The 20385-nt window shown below is 41.6% G+C and carries 21 protein-coding genes; 14 read left to right on the top strand and 7 right to left on the bottom strand.

Features of this window, described 5'->3' with window-relative positions:
- The first annotated feature begins 324 nt into the window (after nucleotides 1–324).
- On the top strand, nucleotides 325–1191 hold the full coding sequence (locus tag ACROAE_RS03835) for a diguanylate cyclase domain-containing protein (protein WP_432399599.1): 867 nt from the start codon (nucleotides 325–327) through the stop codon (nucleotides 1189–1191).
- A 158-nt stretch (nucleotides 1192–1349) separates the two neighbouring features.
- On the opposite strand, the gene ACROAE_RS03830 is transcribed toward ACROAE_RS03835, so the two are convergent.
- A complete protein-coding gene (locus ACROAE_RS03830; RefSeq protein WP_432399597.1) occupies nucleotides 1350–2693 on the bottom strand; it encodes a hypothetical protein in 1344 nt (447 codons plus the stop codon).
- 183 nt (nucleotides 2694–2876) lie between these two features.
- Between ACROAE_RS03830 and ACROAE_RS03825 the strand changes: the two genes are divergently transcribed.
- On the top strand, nucleotides 2877–3236 hold the full coding sequence (locus ACROAE_RS03825; RefSeq protein ID WP_432399596.1) for a Fis family transcriptional regulator: 360 nt from the start codon (nucleotides 2877–2879) through the stop codon (nucleotides 3234–3236).
- Nucleotides 3237–3326: 90 nt separating this feature from the next.
- Here the strand turns inward: ACROAE_RS03825 and ACROAE_RS03820 are convergent, their stop codons facing one another.
- Nucleotides 3327–3884, bottom strand: a complete 558-nt coding sequence (locus ACROAE_RS03820; RefSeq protein WP_432399595.1) for a DUF1569 domain-containing protein — start codon at nucleotides 3882–3884, stop codon at nucleotides 3327–3329.
- Between the two features lie 282 nt (nucleotides 3885–4166).
- Here ACROAE_RS03820 and ACROAE_RS03815 point away from each other — a divergent pair, with 282 nt between their 5' ends.
- The 8 genes from ACROAE_RS03815 (at nucleotide 4167) to rnd (ending at nucleotide 12951) form a co-directional block, all read left to right on the top strand.
- On the top strand, nucleotides 4167–6092 hold the full coding sequence (locus tag ACROAE_RS03815; protein ID WP_432399594.1) for an ATP-dependent DNA helicase: 1926 nt from the start codon (nucleotides 4167–4169) through the stop codon (nucleotides 6090–6092).
- 72 nt (nucleotides 6093–6164) lie between these two features.
- Complete coding sequence (tsaB, locus tag ACROAE_RS03810; protein WP_432399593.1) at nucleotides 6165–6866, top strand: tRNA (adenosine(37)-N6)-threonylcarbamoyltransferase complex dimerization subunit type 1 TsaB; 702 nt, start codon at nucleotides 6165–6167, stop codon at nucleotides 6864–6866.
- A gap of 64 nt (nucleotides 6867–6930) precedes the next feature.
- A complete protein-coding gene (locus tag ACROAE_RS03805; protein ID WP_432399591.1) occupies nucleotides 6931–7260 on the top strand; it encodes a hypothetical protein in 330 nt (109 codons plus the stop codon).
- Nucleotides 7253–7927 (top strand): M50 family metallopeptidase, encoded by a 675-nt coding sequence (locus tag ACROAE_RS03800; protein WP_432399589.1) that lies wholly within the window; start codon nucleotides 7253–7255, stop codon nucleotides 7925–7927. The genes ACROAE_RS03805 and ACROAE_RS03800 overlap by 8 nt, the downstream gene beginning before the upstream one ends.
- A complete protein-coding gene (locus ACROAE_RS03795) occupies nucleotides 7924–8787 on the top strand; it encodes a class I SAM-dependent methyltransferase (RefSeq protein WP_432399588.1) in 864 nt (287 codons plus the stop codon). Before ACROAE_RS03800 ends, ACROAE_RS03795 begins: the two co-directional genes overlap by 4 nt.
- Before the next feature lie 203 nt (nucleotides 8788–8990).
- Nucleotides 8991–9878, top strand: a complete 888-nt coding sequence (locus ACROAE_RS03790; protein ID WP_432399587.1) for an alpha/beta fold hydrolase — start codon at nucleotides 8991–8993, stop codon at nucleotides 9876–9878.
- A gap of 213 nt (nucleotides 9879–10091) precedes the next feature.
- The gene (fadD, locus tag ACROAE_RS03785; protein WP_432399586.1) at nucleotides 10092–11765 is read left to right on the top strand and encodes a long-chain-fatty-acid--CoA ligase FadD; all 1674 of its coding nucleotides are present in this window, start codon (nucleotides 10092–10094) and stop codon (nucleotides 11763–11765) included.
- A 73-nt stretch (nucleotides 11766–11838) separates the two neighbouring features.
- On the top strand, nucleotides 11839–12951 hold the full coding sequence (gene rnd / locus ACROAE_RS03780) for a ribonuclease D (protein ID WP_432399584.1): 1113 nt from the start codon (nucleotides 11839–11841) through the stop codon (nucleotides 12949–12951).
- A 103-nt stretch (nucleotides 12952–13054) separates the two neighbouring features.
- Here rnd and minE read toward each other — a convergent pair whose 3' ends face one another.
- The 3 genes from minE to minC are packed head-to-tail and all read right to left on the bottom strand — an operon-like array spanning nucleotide 13055 to nucleotide 14820.
- Nucleotides 13055–13315, bottom strand: coding sequence for a cell division topological specificity factor MinE (gene minE, locus ACROAE_RS03775; protein ID WP_160052275.1), 261 nt, complete (start codon nucleotides 13313–13315; stop codon nucleotides 13055–13057).
- Nucleotides 13316–13317: 2 nt separating this feature from the next.
- Nucleotides 13318–14127, bottom strand: coding sequence for a septum site-determining protein MinD (minD, locus tag ACROAE_RS03770; protein ID WP_432399582.1), 810 nt, complete (start codon nucleotides 14125–14127; stop codon nucleotides 13318–13320).
- A 27-nt stretch (nucleotides 14128–14154) separates the two neighbouring features.
- Nucleotides 14155–14820, bottom strand: coding sequence for a septum site-determining protein MinC (minC, locus tag ACROAE_RS03765; protein WP_432399581.1), 666 nt, complete (start codon nucleotides 14818–14820; stop codon nucleotides 14155–14157).
- Between the two features lie 119 nt (nucleotides 14821–14939).
- Between minC and ACROAE_RS03760 the strand changes: the two genes are divergently transcribed.
- The 3 genes from ACROAE_RS03760 (at nucleotide 14940) to ACROAE_RS03750 (ending at nucleotide 16721) form a co-directional block, all read left to right on the top strand.
- Nucleotides 14940–15218, top strand: coding sequence for a YcgL domain-containing protein (locus tag ACROAE_RS03760; RefSeq protein ID WP_432399580.1), 279 nt, complete (start codon nucleotides 14940–14942; stop codon nucleotides 15216–15218).
- 32 nt (nucleotides 15219–15250) lie between these two features.
- Nucleotides 15251–16213 (top strand): lytic murein transglycosylase, encoded by a 963-nt coding sequence (locus tag ACROAE_RS03755; RefSeq protein ID WP_432399579.1) that lies wholly within the window; start codon nucleotides 15251–15253, stop codon nucleotides 16211–16213.
- A gap of 61 nt (nucleotides 16214–16274) precedes the next feature.
- Nucleotides 16275–16721 carry a YcgN family cysteine cluster protein gene (locus ACROAE_RS03750; protein WP_432399578.1) on the top strand — a complete coding sequence of 149 codons (447 nt, stop codon included), beginning with the start codon at nucleotides 16275–16277 and terminating at the stop codon, nucleotides 16719–16721.
- 141 nt (nucleotides 16722–16862) lie between these two features.
- Here ACROAE_RS03750 and dsbB read toward each other — a convergent pair whose 3' ends face one another.
- Together dsbB and nhaB are read right to left on the bottom strand one after the other, a co-directional pair.
- Nucleotides 16863–17372 (bottom strand): disulfide bond formation protein DsbB, encoded by a 510-nt coding sequence (dsbB, locus tag ACROAE_RS03745; RefSeq protein WP_432399577.1) that lies wholly within the window; start codon nucleotides 17370–17372, stop codon nucleotides 16863–16865.
- Between the two features lie 112 nt (nucleotides 17373–17484).
- Nucleotides 17485–19077 (bottom strand): sodium/proton antiporter NhaB, encoded by a 1593-nt coding sequence (gene nhaB, locus ACROAE_RS03740; protein WP_432399576.1) that lies wholly within the window; start codon nucleotides 19075–19077, stop codon nucleotides 17485–17487.
- Nucleotides 19078–19660: 583 nt separating this feature from the next.
- Here nhaB and fadR point away from each other — a divergent pair.
- Nucleotides 19661–20380 carry a fatty acid metabolism transcriptional regulator FadR gene (gene fadR / locus ACROAE_RS03735; protein WP_432399575.1) on the top strand — a complete coding sequence of 240 codons (720 nt, stop codon included), beginning with the start codon at nucleotides 19661–19663 and terminating at the stop codon, nucleotides 20378–20380.
- Nucleotides 20381–20385: the final 5 nt, after the last annotated feature.

The following is a 20385-nucleotide window of genomic DNA, read 5'->3' as shown; positions in this document are numbered from 1 at the left end:
ATTTTTTGCATAAGTTATGCTTTGTTGCTTATTGGCGATCAATTCGGTCTAATTAAGGATAAAATTTGAACGCCGTGATGTTAATTGCTGTTGGCAATAATGCAGTTAATATTACGCAAGATATTACGCAAGATATTACGAGTGCTAACATTATGTCATGTCATCATGGGGTTTGACTCTTGTGATATAACGGCCTACCGGCTCAGTTTAAGTCAGCCCATCATACGTGTAATGTTGCGTATACCCTGAGCATTATTGATTCGCCTTACAGGCTAGGGTGTATTATCCTTTCATAATATAAAGCGTTACCCGAGGTGTGTATGCATGAAGACCTTTGATTTAGTGGCACTTAAAGATGTGATGGATCTGATGTTAGATGCTGTTTGTGTGGTAAACAAAAAAGGCGATTTTGTCTTTGTCAGTGCCGCATTTGAAGATATTTTTGGTTATTCGCCAGACGAAGTCATCGGCAAACCTATGATTGATCATGTTTACCCGGACGATGGTGAAGTGACATTAAATGTGGTCGCCGGTTTATTGAATGGCAACCTTCTGCCTCGGTTTGAAAATCGTTGGATCCGTAAAGACGGTAGTATCATCCACGTTTTATGGTCTGCGCGTTGGTCTGAAGACCACCAATTTCGCATCGCCATTGCTCATGATATTACTGAGCGAAAACTGATGGAACAACAGCTTCATTATAGTGCCGGACACGACCCATTAACCGACTTGCCTAACAGGGCATTGTTTTTTGACCGTTTACAAGTCTCTCTTGGTTTAGCGCGTCGCGAAGTCTCCCACCTGTCTTTATTGTTTATCGACATTGATGGCTTTAAACATGTGAATGACAACTATGGGCATCTCATCGGCGACAAACTGTTAAAGTGTATTGCGCAACGTTTAAGTGATTGTGTGCGACATTCTGATACGGTAGGGCGTTTTGGCGGTGATGAGTTTGTTGTAGTGCTCAATGGTATTGATTTATTGACTGATGTATTGCTTATTGCTGAAACTATTCGTGCAGAGCTTGAACGGCCATATCAACTCGAACAGCATAATTTACAGCTCTCACCCAGTATTGGTGTGGCGCGCTATCCAGAACATGGTGAAAACGAGCATCAATTACTCAAACATGCAGATAATGCCATGTACAAAGCCAAAAATGCGGGCGGCAACCGCATTGAAATTTAATAGAAATACGTTATTGGTAACAGTAATAACGTATTTTCAATGTAACTTTACTGATCATATCCTCGCTAACCCTATTTTCGCCAGTAAAACTCTCGCTAGAAAATTTGTTGCTAGTTAAGAGTTTCGATAGTCTCAGTATTGTTTATCACCAAATCTTGTTATGGATAAATGATATTCGATGAGGTGAGCTGTAACTGTATTTGACTGCTTATGTCTGCTTTTTGACTTGCCGTTAATTGCGTAGAATTATCAATGGCACTCAGTGCTGCGCGTTTATCAAATCCACTCCACACATTCACTGTGCTGACGATAGATTCTTCTCGTGAGGCTGAGTCGTTAATTTTCTCTGCGACATTAAAGGCTTGTTGAGGATCGCTTTGGCTGAGTTGATTTGCCCGTTGACGGTAGGCAATGTCTTTATTGTCATCAGATAGCATTTCTACCACCTGTAAAAAGCTCGATTCAGAATGTTCAGCTAGGGCATAACTGGCATTTATAATAATATCTCGCTGCACATTGGCATCGTAATTATCTATTCTGGCGAGCATCATGTTGGGTTCAACGCTGGCGATTTCAGCTAATGCACTGTTGAAATAGTCTTGATTTAAATCGTAGGCTTGTTTTTGATTATTTAAAAACACTAATGCCGCTTCGGCATCGGTTTCAGCCATTTTACGTGAAATAATAAATACACCGCTAGCACGTTGTTCAGACGAAATACCCTCTAACCAGTCGACAGCATCTTGAATATTTTTTTCAACTAACTGATAGACCATCGAGGTTACCAAATAATTGGTTGATTCATTCAACGGTAATGATGAGATTAAATTTGCCGCTTCATTGGGAGACTGCTCAATGTAGTAGTACATGGTATTCAGATACATTTTTAAGGTCGATTGAGTTTCAGGTTGTTGTTTTAACCATTCAAATGCGCTGATAGCATCGGTACTGGCCCATGAATCGACAATCGACATCACAATAGACGATCTCATTGGTTCTACTGCTAACAGTTCTACATCGCTTAATGCTTGTTGTGGGTTAACAGAGGCTAAGCCGCGTAAGTAGCTGTCGAGTAACGATTCGTATAGCTCTGTACTTTTTTGCTGTTCAAGCCATGAAATCACATTCGAAAATTGTTTTTTGCCGGCAATCTCTAAGATAAAGCCGTATAAATCTTCATGCTGAGTTTCTTGAGCAATGAGTAGGGCTTCTAAAGGATCTTGTTCTGCGAGCTGCATGATTTTGAAAATCGACATATACGGCGTTTCATCGGTATTTAATGATGCTTTTAGCGCGTCACGATCAAATTGTTTTTGCTCGATGAGTTGAGGCTGTTGTGGCGATGTATGGTTTGATGGTGCTGAAGATGTATGCTGTACTACCGTGCTTTGGTTTAAAACATTGGCACTGCTCGTGGTATTGTGAGAGTCGCTAGGCCAAAGCAGTGGGTAACTGACAAAACCGATACTCCAACTGATGACGACCACGATTAACCATTTCATTATTGCTTTTCCTTAAGCTGTATTTAAAGATTTCATGAGGTTTACGTTATTATGATGCAATTTAGATTGCAATGAAATGTTAAAATCCCAGGTTGGCAAAATGGAAAAGCCTTTTATGGTGAATCCGGGTACGCACTTCTGCATGCTATATGGTTGGGTATATAAGGTGACTAACGGAACATTATGCGTAAAACAGATAAGAAAATAGATAACCAACTTAGGCAATCACTCACTGAAGTTTGCGATCATGCTTTGGCTGCATATACGGGATTTGAATGGTTAACACACACCGTTGACTTCAATACATTCCCTAAAAGTTTACGCATTGTGTGCGTGTTTGACACCGAGGTTCACCTTACTCAATTTAACCATAACGGCCATAAACTTGAATTACTTCAGTTAATTAAAGGCACTTTGGCTAAAGATGGTATTGTGCTCAACAATATCGAGCAACATGTCCAGTTTGATACCGAAGCTGCATGCGCACAACAACACCATGGCAATTGGGCATTACGCTTGAGCGGCGCCAATCAGTATCATTAATCAGTGCCGCTAATCACTGCCACTAATCACTAGCTCTAAAATAAGTACCGCTAATAAGTGTCATTTTATGAGTATGTCAATTGAGATGAATTATCCCTTACTCAGTTGCTTGAAGTTGTCTAGATGGTTATAAAAATGCAGTACATGAGCTAATTCATAATCTTGTTTAGTGAGTTCGCCATAAGCAAAATGCGGCGCTAATTGTCCTTGATATTGCGAAAAATTATGCAAGGATGTTATGAACCGAGCTAATGCTTGATGAGCATTAACGAGCGGTTCAAGCGTTGGTGCAGCAGGGATGGCTTCTGTAAGGTTGTGAGTCATTGCGCCTTTTGTGGCAAAAGCTGAAAATGCTAACGCACCTATTGTGTGTTTAAATATTGCTGATTTGTGCTCAGGAAATCCACTCATTGAAAACTCAACGCTTTGGGCACAATGAGTGAATACTTGCGCACTATTCCACTGACCTAGACTCAAGTCCGCGAGTTCCGCAACAGGAAGTGCAGCAAATTGTTGCAGCTTAGATAATAATGCTTCAAGAGTTAGGTATTTTGCATCGACGCCTTGGCTTAACCAAACCGCACTCGCACCACTAACACCGACAAAAGTACTTATCATGCCCACTTTTAAAAATTGTCTACGCTGCATCGAGTATCCCTGTTAATCATGACGGCTGAGTGTCGCATATTTTTGAGCATACACTATCTCACAAACGTTATGACCATTAACATTGGGTATAAGGCGCAACACCAAGACATGAAATCGAAAATGCTGCAGTAGTGCGATATTGATATTCGCTATTCCAATGACTCATTTATCGTATTCACATTACTCATGCATAAAGTGATGATTAGTGGTTGGAAGATGCAACCGTTATAAGCATAATACCCGTCCATTAAACCTTACTGTAATGCATCCTTTGAGGATATTTTGAGCTCAAGACTCACTCAAACCGTTATTCACCAATTTAGCGAACACGGCGCGTTAGCTAAAAATGTGCACAACTATCATAACCGTCAAAGCCAAACCGATATGGCTGTTGCGGTGAGTGAGGCTATTAGTCAAAAACATAACCTTATCCTTGAGGCCGGTACTGGTGTGGGCAAGACCTTTGCTTATTTAATCCCGGCATTGCTCAGTGGCAAGCAAGTGGTGATCAGTACGGGCAGTAAAAATTTGCAAGAACAGCTGTTTTTAAAAGACTTACCCGCCTTACTCACCATGTTAGATGTACATGTACCCATTGCATTGCTTAAAGGGCGAAATAACTATTTGTGTCAGTTACGACTAGCATCACAAATGCAACATGCCAGTCAGCATAGCGACTACTACATTGATGATTTACTTAAAATTAATCAATGGGCCCACTTAAGCAAAGACGGTGATATTGGCAATTTAACCTCAGTTGCAGAGCATTCTGAAGTTATCCCAAGTGTGGTAAGCACCAAAGAAAGCTGTACCGGGAAAAAATGTGAGCATTACGATGTGTGCTTTACGCGTAAAGCGCGATTACGTGCAATGGAAGCCAAAGTCGTGGTGGTTAACCATCACTTATTTTTTGCTGATAGGCTCCTTAAAGATACTGGCTTTGCCGAATTGTTACCTGATCCTGATGTGGTGATTTTCGATGAGGCACATTTGGTCCCAGACATTTGCATTAACTATTTTGGCAGTCATATATCAAGCCGCGAAATAGACACCTTGCTCAACGGTATTATTAAGCTGCATAAAACGGTCATTCGCGACAGCATTCAAATAGAGCAATTAGCCCAACGTGGCTTAGTCGCACTCAGTGAATGGCACAATGCGATGTACGACAGTCAAGTGTCAGATTGGCGCAAAGTGTTAGCTAATAAGCCGTTAGCGACTGTGTCATGGGCATTGCAGCAAGCTGTGGCCGATCTAACTAACGTGATGACACATCATCTTGGCCGCGATGACCAACTTGATTTGGCCTTTGAGCAATTGCACGAACTTGCACAAAAGCTGCAAGACTATTTTGAATGCAAAGATCTGCAAGCGGCGTATAGCGTTGAATTGGGGGCACGATTCGTGATGCTCAGATTAAGTCCGATAAATGTGGCAAAGCAATGCCAGCAATTATTTGATGATAACACTCGCTGGATTTTTACCTCTGCAACCCTCCAAGTCAGCCGCAGTTTAGGGCATTTTGCCACAGAGCTAGGCTTGGTATCGGCTAAACAGATTATCTTAGACAGTCCATTTGATTACCCAAACCAAGCGATGTTTTGTGTACCCAGGCACTTAGGTAAAGTAGGTCAGTCTCAACACACGGTAAAGCAGTTAGTCGATGTGTGTGTTCAAGCGATTAATGCTGCGCAGGGCAGAACGTTTATTTTGTTCACCAGTCACCATATGCTTGAGCAAGTTGCTTCAGCACTGCAAGGCCGTACAGCCTATCCACTTTTGGTTCAAGGGCAGGCGAGCAAACAAAGCTTACTCAATAAGTTTAGACAGCTAGGCAATGCAGTATTGCTTGGTACCAGTAGCTTTTGGGAAGGGGTAGATGTTCGAGGTAAGCTATTAAGTTGTGTCATCATTGATAAATTACCCTTTATATCGCCTGATGATGCCTTATATAAAGCGCGCGCAGCCAATGCTGAACGTCAGGGATTAGATCCGTTTAGCCACATATCATTACCCCAAGCGGTGATTAGTTTAAAGCAGGGTGTAGGACGACTTATTCGTGACGAGAAAGACCGTGGCGTGTTGATTTTGTGCGACAACCGTATTGTTAATCGCGCTTATGGCCAGGCTTTTATTAACTCACTGCCCCCGATGCACCGCACCCGTGATTTAGACCGTGCCTTACAATTTTTAAAACAGATCCCCTAAGCTTTTTAAAACGGCCTGTATCAGTTATCATATTGAGCTTATTTGAAGTTTTTTACTGGATAACCCATCATAATGCCTAAGCCGTTAACCATCCTCGCGCTTGATACCTGTACCGAAACTTGTTCTGCTGCGTTAACTGTCAATGACCAGGTCTTTTCGCTTATCGCAGATGCACCTCGTGAACATAGCCAGCGCCTATTGCCCATGGTTGATGACGTATTAGCTCAAGCTCAAGTTGCATTAGCAGATGTTGACTTAATCGCTTATGGCCGTGGACCTGGCAGTTTTACTGGTATCAGAATTTGCACCAGTATGACTCAAGGCTTAGCGCTTGGTTTAGATTTGCCTGTTATTGGTATTTCTACACTCGCGGCAATGGCGCAGGCTGCCATTACCGAAGCGGGCGCAACTCAAGTATTGTGCAGTATTGATGCCCGTATGAATGAAGTGTACTGGGGCCAATTTATTGCCAAAGAGGGTATTGCAACATTAGTGGGTGAAGAGCATGTTAGTGCGCCAGAAGCTGTCGAATTGCTACTTGACACTGAACACGCTATTCACGCATGTGGTACTGGTTTTCAGGCCTATCCACAACTCTTGACCTTGGCTCCGCATATTACGTTATGCACAGCAGTGACTTATCCAGATGCAAAATACATGTTGATATTAGCGCAGCAAGGATATCAGCAAAATTTACACACAACGGTTGATGAACTCGCACCGGTTTATTTACGTGATACTGTGACGTGGAAAAAACTTCCTGGCCGAGAATAGCCTTTGGCGATATTTTGACTTATATTTAACAAACATCACAACAATTAGGTAAACGGTATCGTTAATGACGATTAATGCAGCACTTTCTATGGCGAATAATCAATCGGGCCCTGTTAGCCTGAGCCAAGCTGTTGCCGGAAATCGCCCGATTACGCCGGCCCGCGACCCTATTATTGTTAATCCTGTTGCCGCCGAAGTTGACTCGCAACATTTTGAGAGCCAACAGGTTGCCATTGTTGATGATGTAACCTTATCGGCAAAACAACAAGCGCGTGTAGAGTATGACCGTGACACAAACAGTCAACGCGGTGCTATAGCGCAATACTTGTCGACTCAACACTCAGCAAAACGCGAAGAAATTCAACAAATGGTCGGTATCGACTTATATGCCTAGTGGTTTATCTGCAACGCCGAGTCGCAGCCGCTTTATGTTTGAGCTGCTGGTGGCTTTTTTACTGACACGATTCCCGTATATTTCGATTCCTTTCAAATGGCTTGAAAGCTACTTTCATGAGTTATCCCATGGTATTGCCACATTATTAACCGGTGGCATGGTGAGTCATATTCAATTGTTCCCTAATGGCGCCGGTCTGTGTTTTAGCCAAGGTGGCAGCAGTATTTTTATTGCCTATGCTGGATATTTTGGTGCCGCGTTATGGGGCTATGTGATTTTTTTATTGGCCACTAAAAAAAGCATTATCCGCTTTACGCTCAGCTTACTCGGACTTACGGTAGCGGCATCATTAGTTTTCTGGGCACGCGATTTACTCACTATTGCCATATTGATCGTACTAGCCATTGTTTTTTTGTTACCACTTAAATTAAAAAACAGTAGTGTGTTAAACACCTTACTGCGTATATTAGGACTTATGATAATTTTAAATGCCATGGCAAGCCCTATGGTGTTATTCGGGTTAAGCGGTCAAGGCGATGCGGTGATGTTAGCGCAGTTGACCTGGATCCCAGCTTGGTTATGGGTAATGACATGGCTATTATTCAGTGGTTTTATGCTGTGGCTATGTTGGCAGAAAGTAGATTACAAAAAGGGAGTTATTAAATGAAACGTAACATGATGTTAGGCGCCTTAATTGGTTTTTCGAGCCTTGGATTTACCACTTCAGTGCTTGCCGCTGATGCTGTTCCTGTTAAACAAGAGGCGATGCCGCAAATTAATGCAGCATTAGCCAAAGCCGTAGCAAGTGAGTTTCGTTCTTCAGAAAATAAATTACGTGATAATTATCGTCACCCTGCAGAAACGCTTGCGTTTTTTGATATTAAACCAGAGCAAACCGTCATTGAGTTGTGGCCAGGCGGTGGTTGGTATGCTGAAATATTAGCCCCATATTTAGCCGAAAAGGGCCAATACGTCGCGGCTAACTTTGAAACAAAACCGGCTACAGACACTAAACAAAGTGCTTATTATCAATCTGCTGGATTAAAGTTTGAAAAATGGGTCAGCGACAACAAAGCCAGCGTTGGCAATGTGCAATTTGTGACGTTAGACCCACCGACTAAATTTTCGTTGGGCAAAGATAACTCTGCCGATCACGTACTGACATTCCGCAACCTGCACAACTGGGCAATGAAAGGCGAGTTGGAAGGCGTGTTTAAAGCCGCACATGATGTACTCAAAGTGGGTGGGTCATTTGGCGTTGTTGAGCATCGTGCAAACATCGGTATGGCAGCTGAAAGCGGCTATATGGACCAAAATCAAATGGTTGAGTTAGCCCATAAATACGGTTTTGAACTTACAGCAAGCTCTGAAATCAATGCTAACCCAAAAGACAGCAAAAATTATCCAAAAGGCGTGTGGACACTGCCACCGCGTTTAGCCATGGGCGATCAAGATAAGCAAAAGTATATTGATATAGGTGAAAGTGATCGTATGACGCTTAAGTTCACCAAAACTGCTGCTAAGTAAGCTATTAGAGTCAGTTAATCAGTCCTTTTTAATAACACACGGCGAATACGCCGTGTGTTATTTTTATGAGTAATACCATTCCGCGAAATCTTTCTTATCCCATTGATTATCATGTCATGGTTTGTACATGTCGATGATGCGCGTTGTGTTTTATTGTGTATCTCCACTTAATGCGTTTTACAGTTATAAAAGGTGAGCCAATCATGTTGACACTCAATTCAACCGAATTTCAATTGCCATTGGCGCATATCAATATTGCCGCAAAGCGCTATGGACAAGCCGATAAACCCATTATTTTGGCTCTACACGGTTGGTTAGATAACGTCGACAGCTTTATTCCGTTAGCCAATGTATTTGAACAACATGGATTATTTGAGTCGCATCAACTGATCTGTATTGACTTGCCTGGCCACGGATTATCTGAACATCGCCCAGGACGCTACCCATTACATTGGATTGATTATATCTATGATTTACAAGCTGTTATTCAAGCTATATCAATCGAAGGGCAGCCTATAACACTCATAGGACATTCGTTGGGTGGCATTATTGCCTCTGCATATAATGCCTGTATGGGGGAAAATGTGGATAAGCTGATTTTGATTGAAGCACTCGCGCCTTTATATGAATCTGCAGAGCATGCTAAGACTCGACTTCGTAAAGGTTTACTGCAACAGCAGCGTTTTAACCGCCAATTATCACGGCCAATACCAACGTATTCGTCGATGGATGTGGCCGTTCAAGCTCGCCATCAATTGACTGGGCTTGCATTGCCTTGGTGTGAGCTGATCACGAAACGAAATATGCAATTGATCGATGGAAAATGTGCTTGGCGAAGCGACCCAAGATTAAAGCTTGATTCATTAAATCGTTTTACGTTTGAACAAGTAGATGGATTAATGTCCACTAGTGACACGCAAACACTCTTCATTGGTGCCCAAGACGGTTACAAACAACTCACCTTAACAGACCAGCATGCAAATACCTGGTTTAGCAACATTAAAATGGTAACATTAGCAGGCGATCATCACCTACATATGGGTAATGCAAACCGCGTCGCAGAAACGATTGGAGCTTTTATTCTAAATTAGTGGTTTAGACAGCTAAAATCGCTGTTATTTTGAATGTATTTATGTGATTATGATCAAAAATTAAAACACTTGTATGATTTTTGTCACTACAATTATCATTACAGGTAATATAAAAAAGCCTGCGATAACAATATTAATGATACGCAGTGCTATAAAATTTACCACTGACGGGGAATGCACGTCTTAGCACAGTGGAATTATTAGGAGACACCTGTGGACCAGCCTTGGATTAATCACCTGCCTGAACATGTTCCGGCCGAAATAGACCCATCTCAATATAGTTCGTTAGTACATATGTTTGAAGATTCAGTGGCTAAATATGCCGATCAAGCTGCATTTATCAACATGGGTGCCACAATGACCTATCGTAAGCTTGAAGAACGCAGCCGCGCATTTGCAGCCTACTTACAAAATGATCTGCATTTAAATAAAGGTGATCGTGTCGCTATTATGATGCCGAACTTATTGCAATATCCTATTGCTTTATTTGGTATTTTACGCGCAGGCATGGTGGTGGTTAACGTTAACCCACTGTATACCCCTCGTGAGTTAAAGCATCAGCTTATCGACTCTGGCGCAAAAGCCATTGTGGTTGTTTCAAACTTTGCCAACACCCTTGAAGAAGTCGTTGACCAAACGCCAGTTGAGTCGGTTATTATTACCAGTCTTGGCGATCAGCTCAGTGCACCTAAACGTACACTGGTTAATTTTGTGGTGAAATACATTAAAAGAATGGTACCTAAATACCATTTGCCTCACGCATTGTCATTTCGTGATGCGCTAACAAAAGGTCGTCGTCTACAGTACATTAAAGCGGCTATTAATGGCGATGATTTAGCGTTTTTACAATACACCGGCGGAACAACTGGCGTCTCTAAAGGGGCGATGTTAAGCCATAAAAACGTGGTGAGTAATGTATTGCAAGCTAATGGCGCCTATTCGCCAGCGCTGGAAGACGGTGTTGAGTTTGTGGTCACCGCACTGCCGCTTTATCATATTTTTGCCTTAACCGTTAACTGCTTATTGTTTTTACATAAAGGCAGCAAAAATTTATTAATAACTAACCCACGCGATATTCCGGCGTTTGTAGGCGAGTTAAAAAAATACCCATTTACAGCACTTACCGGGGTTAACACCTTATTTAATGCGCTAGTGAACAATGAAGAATTTAATAAGTTAGATTTTTCTGGGCTTAAGTTTTCCATTGGCGGCGGGATGGCGGTACAACGTGCAGTGGCTGATAAATGGCAAAAAATTACCAAAACTCGCTTATTAGAAGGTTACGGCTTAACAGAAGCATCGCCATTGGTAACGTGTTGTCCTTATAATTTAGAAGGTTATAACGGCTCTATTGGTTTTCCAGCGCCATCAACATTGATCCAAATCCGTGATGATGACTCAAAAGTCTTGGCCCAAGGCGAAACTGGTGAGCTACATGCAAAAGGCCCACAGATTATGCAAGGGTACTGGCAGCGTCCTGAAGAGACATCAAAAGTCATTGATAAAGATGGCTGGCTCGCAACAGGTGATATCGGTTACATGGACGAAAAAGGCTTTTTCTTCATTGTTGACCGTAAAAAAGACATGATTTTAGTGTCTGGTTTTAACGTATTCCCTAATGAAGTGGAAGAAGTTGTTGCTATGCACCCTAAGGTGATTGAAGTCGCCGCTGTTGGTGTACCGCATGAAGCCAGTGGTGAATTGGTTAAAATTTTCGTGGTCGCCAAAGACAAGTCGCTTACTGAAGAAGAGCTAATTAAACATTGCCGACATCATTTAACGGGATATAAAGTGCCTAAGCTGGTAGAATTTAGGGACGAATTACCAAAAACGAATGTGGGTAAAATTTTACGCCGACAACTTCGAGACGAAGTGAAGAAAGCATAAAATACTAGCCGGCAATTGCGCCGGCTTTTTTATTGGTGCCTTTCCCCATTTGTATTTTTTAGCGGAGCTTATTTTGTTAACGTTTGAATATATCAGTGATGATGCGAGCCTTTTGTCATTAGTTGAGCAATACCAACAAAGTACCTTATTGGTACTTGATACTGAGTTTGTCCGCACCCGTACTTATTATGCAAAGTTAGGGCTTATTCAAGCCTATGATGGTAATACGTTAGCCTTGATTGATCCTGTGGCGATTACTGATCTCAGCCCGTTTTGGCAACTCCTGACTAACCCTAATATCGTTAAATTAGTGCATTCATGCAGTGAAGATCTCGAAGTGTTTGCCCATTATGGTGAATGTCAACCAAGTCCGTTATTTGATAGTCAAATCGCGGCAAGCCTGGCAGGGTTTGGCCATGGTTTAGGCTATGCCAAACTGGTTGAAGCATGTTTACAGGTTGAAGTGGATAAGGGCGAATCCAGAACAGATTGGATGAAGCGACCGTTAACCGATGCTCAGTTACAGTATGCTGCCAATGATGTGTATTATTTGTATAAGTTGTATCCGCAATTACAGCAAAAACTAATTGAAAATCAACGCGAAGCCTGGTTGTTTGAAGAAGGCCAACGCATGACTGAGGGCAGAATGACGTTGCCCGACGGTGACAGCATTTACCTCAAAGTCAAAAATGCATTTCAACTTAATGGCCAACAACTTGCGTATTTAAAAGTACTGGCGAAATGGCGTTTAAGCAAAGCGGTTAACCGTAATTTGGCATTGGGTTTTGTGGTTAAAGACCATGCGCTCATTGCTCTTGCTAAAAAGCAGCCGACAACCCTTGCCGAATTAAGTCGTTTAACTGATTTAACTGAGCAAGAAAAACGGATTCATGGCAAAGATTTATTAGCGGTGATGGCCACGGCCGATTTAACTAATCTGCCTGAAGAGGTTGATATAGTCGCTTTAAAATCAGGTTACAAGTCTGCATTTAAAGACCTTAAAACCCGTTTAACTGAATTGTGTGAGCGCGAACAAGTGTCGTTAGAGTTTGTCGGTTCAAAACGCCATATTCATGAATATTTATTATGGCTTTATCATAAAAAGCAAACACCTACACCGTTATTATTGTGCGGTTGGAGAGGGCAGTTAATCGGTGACTTACTGGCTGATATTCAGTTTAGCTAAGTGGTCGTAAGGGATTGTGGGTTATCGTAAATGTCATTATTTTCGATAGCCAATAAAAAAGGATACTCGCATTATGCCAGTATCCTTTTTTCACCTTAGCGAACTACTTTGAATCAGGTAAGGTGACGTTAAGTTCTAATACCGATAAATTATCATCGTTTTGATCAAGTTGCACAGAGACTTGGTCGTCTGATATCTGAACATATTTGCGGATCACTTCGATGATTTCTTGCTTCATCTTTGGGAAGTAATCGGGCGCACCGCGTTCTCCACGCTGATGTGCCACAATAATTTGCAATCTTTCCTTTGCCAGCGATGCGGTATTAGGTTTTTTATTGCTTCTGAAATAATCAAGTATCGACATAGTTAGCTACCAAAAATCCTTTTAAGGAATCCCTTTTTTTCTTCTGTGATAAATCGAACCGGTACATCGTCACCTAATAAGCGAGCGACAGTATCGCTGTAGGCTGAGCCTGCATCACTTTCTTGATCAATAATCACTGGTACACCAGAGTTTGACGCTTTAAGTACCGACTGAGACTCAGGAATAACCCCAAGTAGCTCGATGGCTAAAATTTCTTTTACATCTTCCACACTGAGCATCTCACCTGTTTTGACTCTAGCAGGTGAATAGCGGGTAAGTAATAAATATTCTTTAATAGGCTCAAGTGACAGCTCTGCACGACGAGAACGGCTTTGTAACATGCCTAATATACGGTCTGAGTCGCGCACTGAGCTGACTTCAGGGTTAGTCGTTACAATGGCTATGTCGGCAAAGTATAATGCCATCATTGCGCCTTGCTCAATACCGGCTGGTGAGTCACAGACGATGTAATCAAAGTCTTTGGCTAAATTGTCTAATACTCGCCCCACACCCTCTTTGGTTAATGCATCTTTGTCACGTGTTTGCGACGCAGGTAATACAAAGAGTTTGTCACAGCGCTTATCTTTAATTAAGGCTTGATTGAGGTTTGCTTCGCCATTAATCACATTAACAAAGTCATACACTACACGACGTTCACAACCCATAATTAAATCAAGGTTACGTAAACCGATATCAAAATCGATAACAACGGTTTTTTTTCCTTTTAAAGCCAATCCTGTGGCAATTGCTGCACTGGATGTTGTTTTTCCCACACCACCTTTACCTGATGTGACAACAATAATTTGCGCCATTTTGTTTTATATCCTTTTATTTGCCAATTATTGAGGCAATGATTCAACTGTGAGAGATTCGCCTTCAAGGCGGATACAACCTCTTTGATCGAGTGCGTATTGTTGTAAATGTTCTGTTAACCAATACTGCCCAGCAATCGACACTAATTCTGCTTCAAGCGAGTTAGCAATAATCACACTTTTATTATCACCCGCAGCACCTGCCATGGCTTTACCACGAAGTGCACCATATATATGAATGCTACCATCAGCAATGACTTCAGCGCCATTGCCAACCGCACCAAAAATGACTAAATCAGCATTTTGTGCGTATATTTGTTGTCCAGAACGCACATTTTGCTTAACAATTTTAGTGGCTCTTTTAGGTAGCTCAGCTTTTGCGGCTTGTTTACCTGATTTGACCACGGCAATCGCCATGTTTTTAGCCTGTTCTATTTGCGCTTCATTCGCATCGGTAATGCCAACGATAATTAAATTTCGGTCAGTTAATAATTGTTTGAGCGCGTAAAAATCGATTTGGGTATGCTTAATCGCAGCAAGATTTAACACCAAAGGCGCGCCCAAGAAAAATTGCGGGGCTTGTGCCAGTTTGTTATCTAATTCAGCAGCAATAATGTCGAGATTACTATTATTTATGTGCAGTACTGACAGTGTAAAAGACGTGGCTTTTAATTCGAGATTTTGTTTAGCCATCCCGGCATCATTCTCCAAAACATCAGCTAGAAACTGATTTACAATTATTTTCTTGAGTCACCATGTTATAGTGTGCTTAGTTGACTATCAAGTTTGAACCTTTGGAAATTTACACTAAAATGATTTGTGCAGTATATAAAAGCAGTAGAAAAGCCGATACTTACCTTTTTGTCAAAAAACGTGATGTTTTTGATGATGTTCCAGCTCAATTAATGGAAATGTTTGGCGCACCAACATTAGTGATGATTGTACCTTTATCAAAGCGTGATCATCTTGGTATTGCTGATATTGGTAAAGTGAAAGTGGCATTAGAAGAACAAGGCTTTTATTTACAAATTCCGCCACCGAATATTAATTTACTCGACCAACACAAACAAGAGATAGGTTTTAAGCAATAAACTGAATCTTTTGAGGAGTAAACAGGACTCATATGATTCTAAAAATCATCTTAAGCACAATAGTTTACTTCTTATTTTCTCCGTTAGTGATGGCTAAGAGTAGTCATCACCAATTTGAGGATTATCTGCTTTCCCTACAACAACAATCCATTAATGCCGGTGTTGCTCCTGTGACGGCAGAGCGGCATATTTCACAGATTAAAGTGTTCAAAAAAGCCAATCTTGATTCTAAGCCACAACACACGCTTGAAACCTCTATTGCACAAGACATCCCAGAAATTATTGTCAGCACCGCTAGAGCCATGTTGCAACAACATGGAGTGCTCGTTCATAAGCTCAGCCAGCGTTATCAAATTCAACCTCGTTTTCTGATTGCCCTATGGGGAGTTAATTCGCGCTTTGGCGAGCAATCTGGTCGGTTTTCAACATTATCTGTTTTAGCATCTCTTGCTTTTAAAGGTGAAAATGAATCTTTTTATGTTAATGAGTTTATTGCTGCGTTGAAACTCATTGAGCAGAAAAATATCCCAATCGCTTCGTTGCGTAGTTCATCAACTGGGGCTATGGGGCAAATGCAAATGATGCCATCACAGTTATTAGCGTATGCAGTAGATGGCAATCAAGACGGCACAATTGATATTTGGGATACGACAGAAGATGCGTTTGCCAGCGCGGCCAATATGTTACATCAACAAGGTTGGCAATTTGACTCTACCTGGGGCAGGCAAGTTAAAGCGACCATGATGTTGGACCCTAATTTATTAGGGTTGGCCACGACTCATACTTTTCCCCAATGGCAGGCATATGGCATTAGGCGTTTTAATGGTGATAACTTGCCATCGCGCAGCGATATGAATGTGTCGTTAATTGCTCCCGACGGTAGCAAAGGTCGCTTTTATTTGGTTTACGATAATTTTCGATTATTACATCAATTTACGCCCTCATTTCATGACACCCTTGCGTTAACCTATCTTTCTGAAAAAATTAAGCAGTAACTTGAACTGTTTTCGGTGTAAAATGCTGACAAATTTTGATGAATAATTCTTTAGATAGACCATGATGACACAGTTTTGGACAACAACCCCGTTAGATGAAATGACTCCGATACAATGGGAGTCGCTCTGTGATGGCTGCGGTAAATGCTGCTTAAATAAAATTATCGATGATGAAACCGATGAATTGTATTACACCAATGCTGCTTGTCATTTACTCGATGGGGACAGTTGCAGTTGTCGACGCTACATTGAACGTTTTAAATACGTGCCAGAATGTACTGCGATAACGCCTGCTAACATTAGCGAGTTAACCTGGCTGCCAGACAGCTGTGCTTATCGTCGTTTATATTTGGGTAAAGCGTTACCTAGCTGGCACCCATTATTGACCGGTGACAAAGAGGCTATGCATGCTGCAGGTATTTCGGTGCAAGGTAAAACGGTTAACGAGATGAAAGTTAAATACTTAGAAGACTGTATTGTTTTGTGGCCATTACTTGATGTTGAATAGTAAACTATAATACTAATCCGCATTAATAAGTGACCACTCAGCATGCGTCCAGCGGTTTCGATAAAATTGCAGACACCGATGTGCGTCACGACAAAAAAAGACCTCTATTGAGGTCTTTTTTTGTTTAATCACGGTGATAGGTTATTTTGCCGGTTTTAAGCTCGGAACAAGCATAGCTAACCAAATCAGGGCATAGATAGCAAAACACACCATCATCCATTGTGCCATGCTCACCGATAACCACGTCCAAGGCAGATCACTACACATTCCGGTAGGAGAAAACACCGATGGGAGCCAAACATCTAATGGCATAAAGCTTGGGAATTCAGGATAAAAAGAGCATGTTGCAAAAGGTGACGGGTTCACTTGCATGTTGTTAAGCTCATAAGCTAAACGAAATCCCCATACAGCAGACACCACCCAACCCACTAAGCCTACAAAGCGTAAAATCCACCATGTGGGTTGAAGCATGCCAATTAATCCCGCCAATATAAGGCCAAGAACGGCTACACGCACGTATATGCACATTACGCAGGGTGACAGATCCATTCCATATTGAAAAAACAATGCGGCAAGCTCTAATACCACTCCAGAGAGCGCGAGTAATCCCCACGATAAACGACCACGACAAAAGAGTTGTAACGTTGACAAGTACTGCTCCTAGTGCAATTTTGAGATAAAAAAACACCCTCAATTGAGGGTGTTCAAATGGGTTGTGTCGACTTTAAGATAAATTATCTATTAAGTCCAACATCCTAGCTCACTAATGGCCGCTAACCATACCGCCCAAATCTTTCGCTGAGTGGTGAATAATCAACTGCGTGTCGTACAGTACTTGGGTCATATCAGTTAAGAAACCGGTTTCAATGGCCATCACTCCCACAATCGATAATACGATGGTATAAGGTAATGCCATCCACACCATGCGACCATAAGACAGACGAATAAGCGGTGCAATCGCAGAGGTCAACAAGAACAAGAACGCAGCTTGGCCGTTTGGCGTAGCGACTGACGGAAGGTTAGTACCTGTGTTAATTGCGACAGCAAGTAAGTCAAATTGGTCTCGGGTAATTTGGCCACTCAATAATGCTGATTTAACTTCGTTAATGTACACCGTACCCACAAAGACGTTATCACTCACCATAGACAATAAGCCGTTTGCAATATAGAAAATCACCAACTGCGTATTGCCTTCATAACCTAATGCCCATTGGATGACTGGCGCAAATAAGCCTTGGTCAATGATCACACCAACAATGGCGAAGAACACGGCTAAAAGTGCAGTAAACGGTAATGCTTCTTCAAACGCTTTACCCAATGCATGTTCATCAGTCACACCATTAAAGGCCGTCGCTAAAATAATGACAGATAAACCGATTAAGCCTACAGATGCTAAATGCAGTGCTAAGCCGACAATTAACCAAACACCAATTAACGCCTGAACAACCAATTTCATTTTATCTTGGTTGGTTCGATGCGAATCTTCATGAGCTGCGTAGTCAGTTAAAATGCGGTGAACAGCATCAGGTAACTGCGCGCCATAGCCAAACCATTTTAATTTTTCTACAAGGAAACAAGTAAAAATACCCGCAAACAGCACCGGCATAGTGACTGGTGACATACGTAAGAAGAACTCACCAAATTGCCAATGAGCCTGCGCCGCAATGATTAAGTTTTGTGGCTCACCCACCATGGTACATACACCACCTAAAGCGGTACCAATACCAGAATGCATCAATAGGTTACGTAAGAACGCTCTAAATGCTTCTAATTCATCGTCGTTGAGTTGGTCTGAAGATTCCGATGTATGGTCGTGCCCATCATTATCGCTAAAGCTCTTGCCTGACGCGACTTTGTGATAAATAGAGTAAAAGCCCACCGCCACAGCAATGATCACTGCAATAACGGTTAAAGCGTCTAAAAAGGCAGATAAAAAGGCCGATGCGGTGCAAAACATCAAGGACACAATGACTTTGGAGCGAACCTTCGTGATCATCTTGGTAAATACGAACAGCAACAGCTGCTTCATAAAGTAAATACCGGCAACCATAAACACTAATAGTAAAAGCACTTCTAAGTTGGCTTCTATTTCATGCAGAACCTGGGTGGGCGATGTCATGCCTATCATCACCGCTTCAATTGCAAGCAAGCCCCCTGGCTGTAACGGATAACATTTTAATGCCATCGCGAGTGTAAAAATGAATTCAACAACCAGCACCCATCCTGCGACAAATGGACTGACATAAAAGAACAGCAGGGGATTAATAATTAAAAATGCCAAAATGGCGTATTTGTACCACTTAGGCGAATTGCCTAAAAAGTTAACAAATAGCGCTTGACCCTTGGTTGCCTGCATAGCAGCCTCTCCGATATTGTTATTGTGACAGTATTGGTACCATTTCTTGATAGCAAACAACACATTCTTATTTTCAACAGGTTGGGAGAATAGAGGCAAGTTCGGATTAAAAACTTGATGAAAATCAATATTTCATTAATTTTCATTAAAACTTTACCTACTATAGTATTACAAATGGCCTGTGGTTAATTGAAAATAGTGATGAATTGATTTATTAAACAAGGTTTTAGCGCATGTTGTAATGCGAAAAACGCTATATGGCTCATTATTTTCGTCGCTAGTGTAGCTTAAACAAGTCTCATTGTAATGCCGTAGTACGGGCAAAAATACCTACACAGCACTAACAAACTAGCTACATGAGTATATACTAAACTTGTTTTATTTTATCGACATAAATCACGATATGTTGATGATAATAGTCAAGTTGTGAAGTGAATTCAGTTAATCCGATTTGAATAAATTAGGTATGTTTAAAAAACAAGCATTATATGTGTTGTGAATAAACAATGGTTTTTATTTTCCACCGCTCTGGTATGATCAGTCAATAGTTTCGCCATTGTTTAGCAATAGGATATGAAGGCTAATGATCATCAATGCCAAAGGCCCAGCAAGTTTCGCCGAAAAGTACATTGTTCGTTCCATTTGGGAAAACAAGTTCCCACCCGGATCAATTTTACCCGCGGAACGTGAGCTTTCTGAACTCATTGGAGTGACTCGCACAACATTACGTGAAGTCCTGCAACGTTTAGCTCGAGATGGCTGGTTGAAAATTCAACATGGCAAACCAACCCAAGTGAATAACTTTTGGGAAACATCAGGACTCAATATTCTTGAAACCATCGCGGATTTAAATCCAGATGGATTTCCGTTATTAGTCGATCAGTTAATGTCAGCGCGTGGCAACGTGAGTAACATTTATTTCCGAGCATCGATTAGACATAATCCCGATAAAGCCATTGCCGCTTTAGCAGGTATTCATTCGTTAGAAAACGATGCTGAAGCCTATGCCGAGTTTGATTACCAATTACATCACACTTTGGCTTTTGCGTCAGGAAATCCACTGTATGTGTTGATTTTAAATGGATTTAAAGGTTTATATAACCGTGTGGGGCGTTTCTACTTTTCAAGCCAAGAAGCTCGAGAATTGACGATGCGTTTCTATATCAAACTTGAAAAATTAGCCAAAGATAAAAACTATGCCGAAGTGCCTACGTTAATGCGTAACAATGGTATTGAAAGCGGTAAATTATGGCAAAAACTGCGTGATGATATGCCTGCTGAAATCGGTCATGACAACAGCTAAATCAG

Source organism: Shewanella sp. MF05960, from assembly GCF_050849305.1.
GTDB lineage: Bacteria > Pseudomonadota > Gammaproteobacteria > Enterobacterales > Shewanellaceae > Shewanella.
This window is presented reverse-complemented; position numbering and strand designations above follow the sequence as displayed.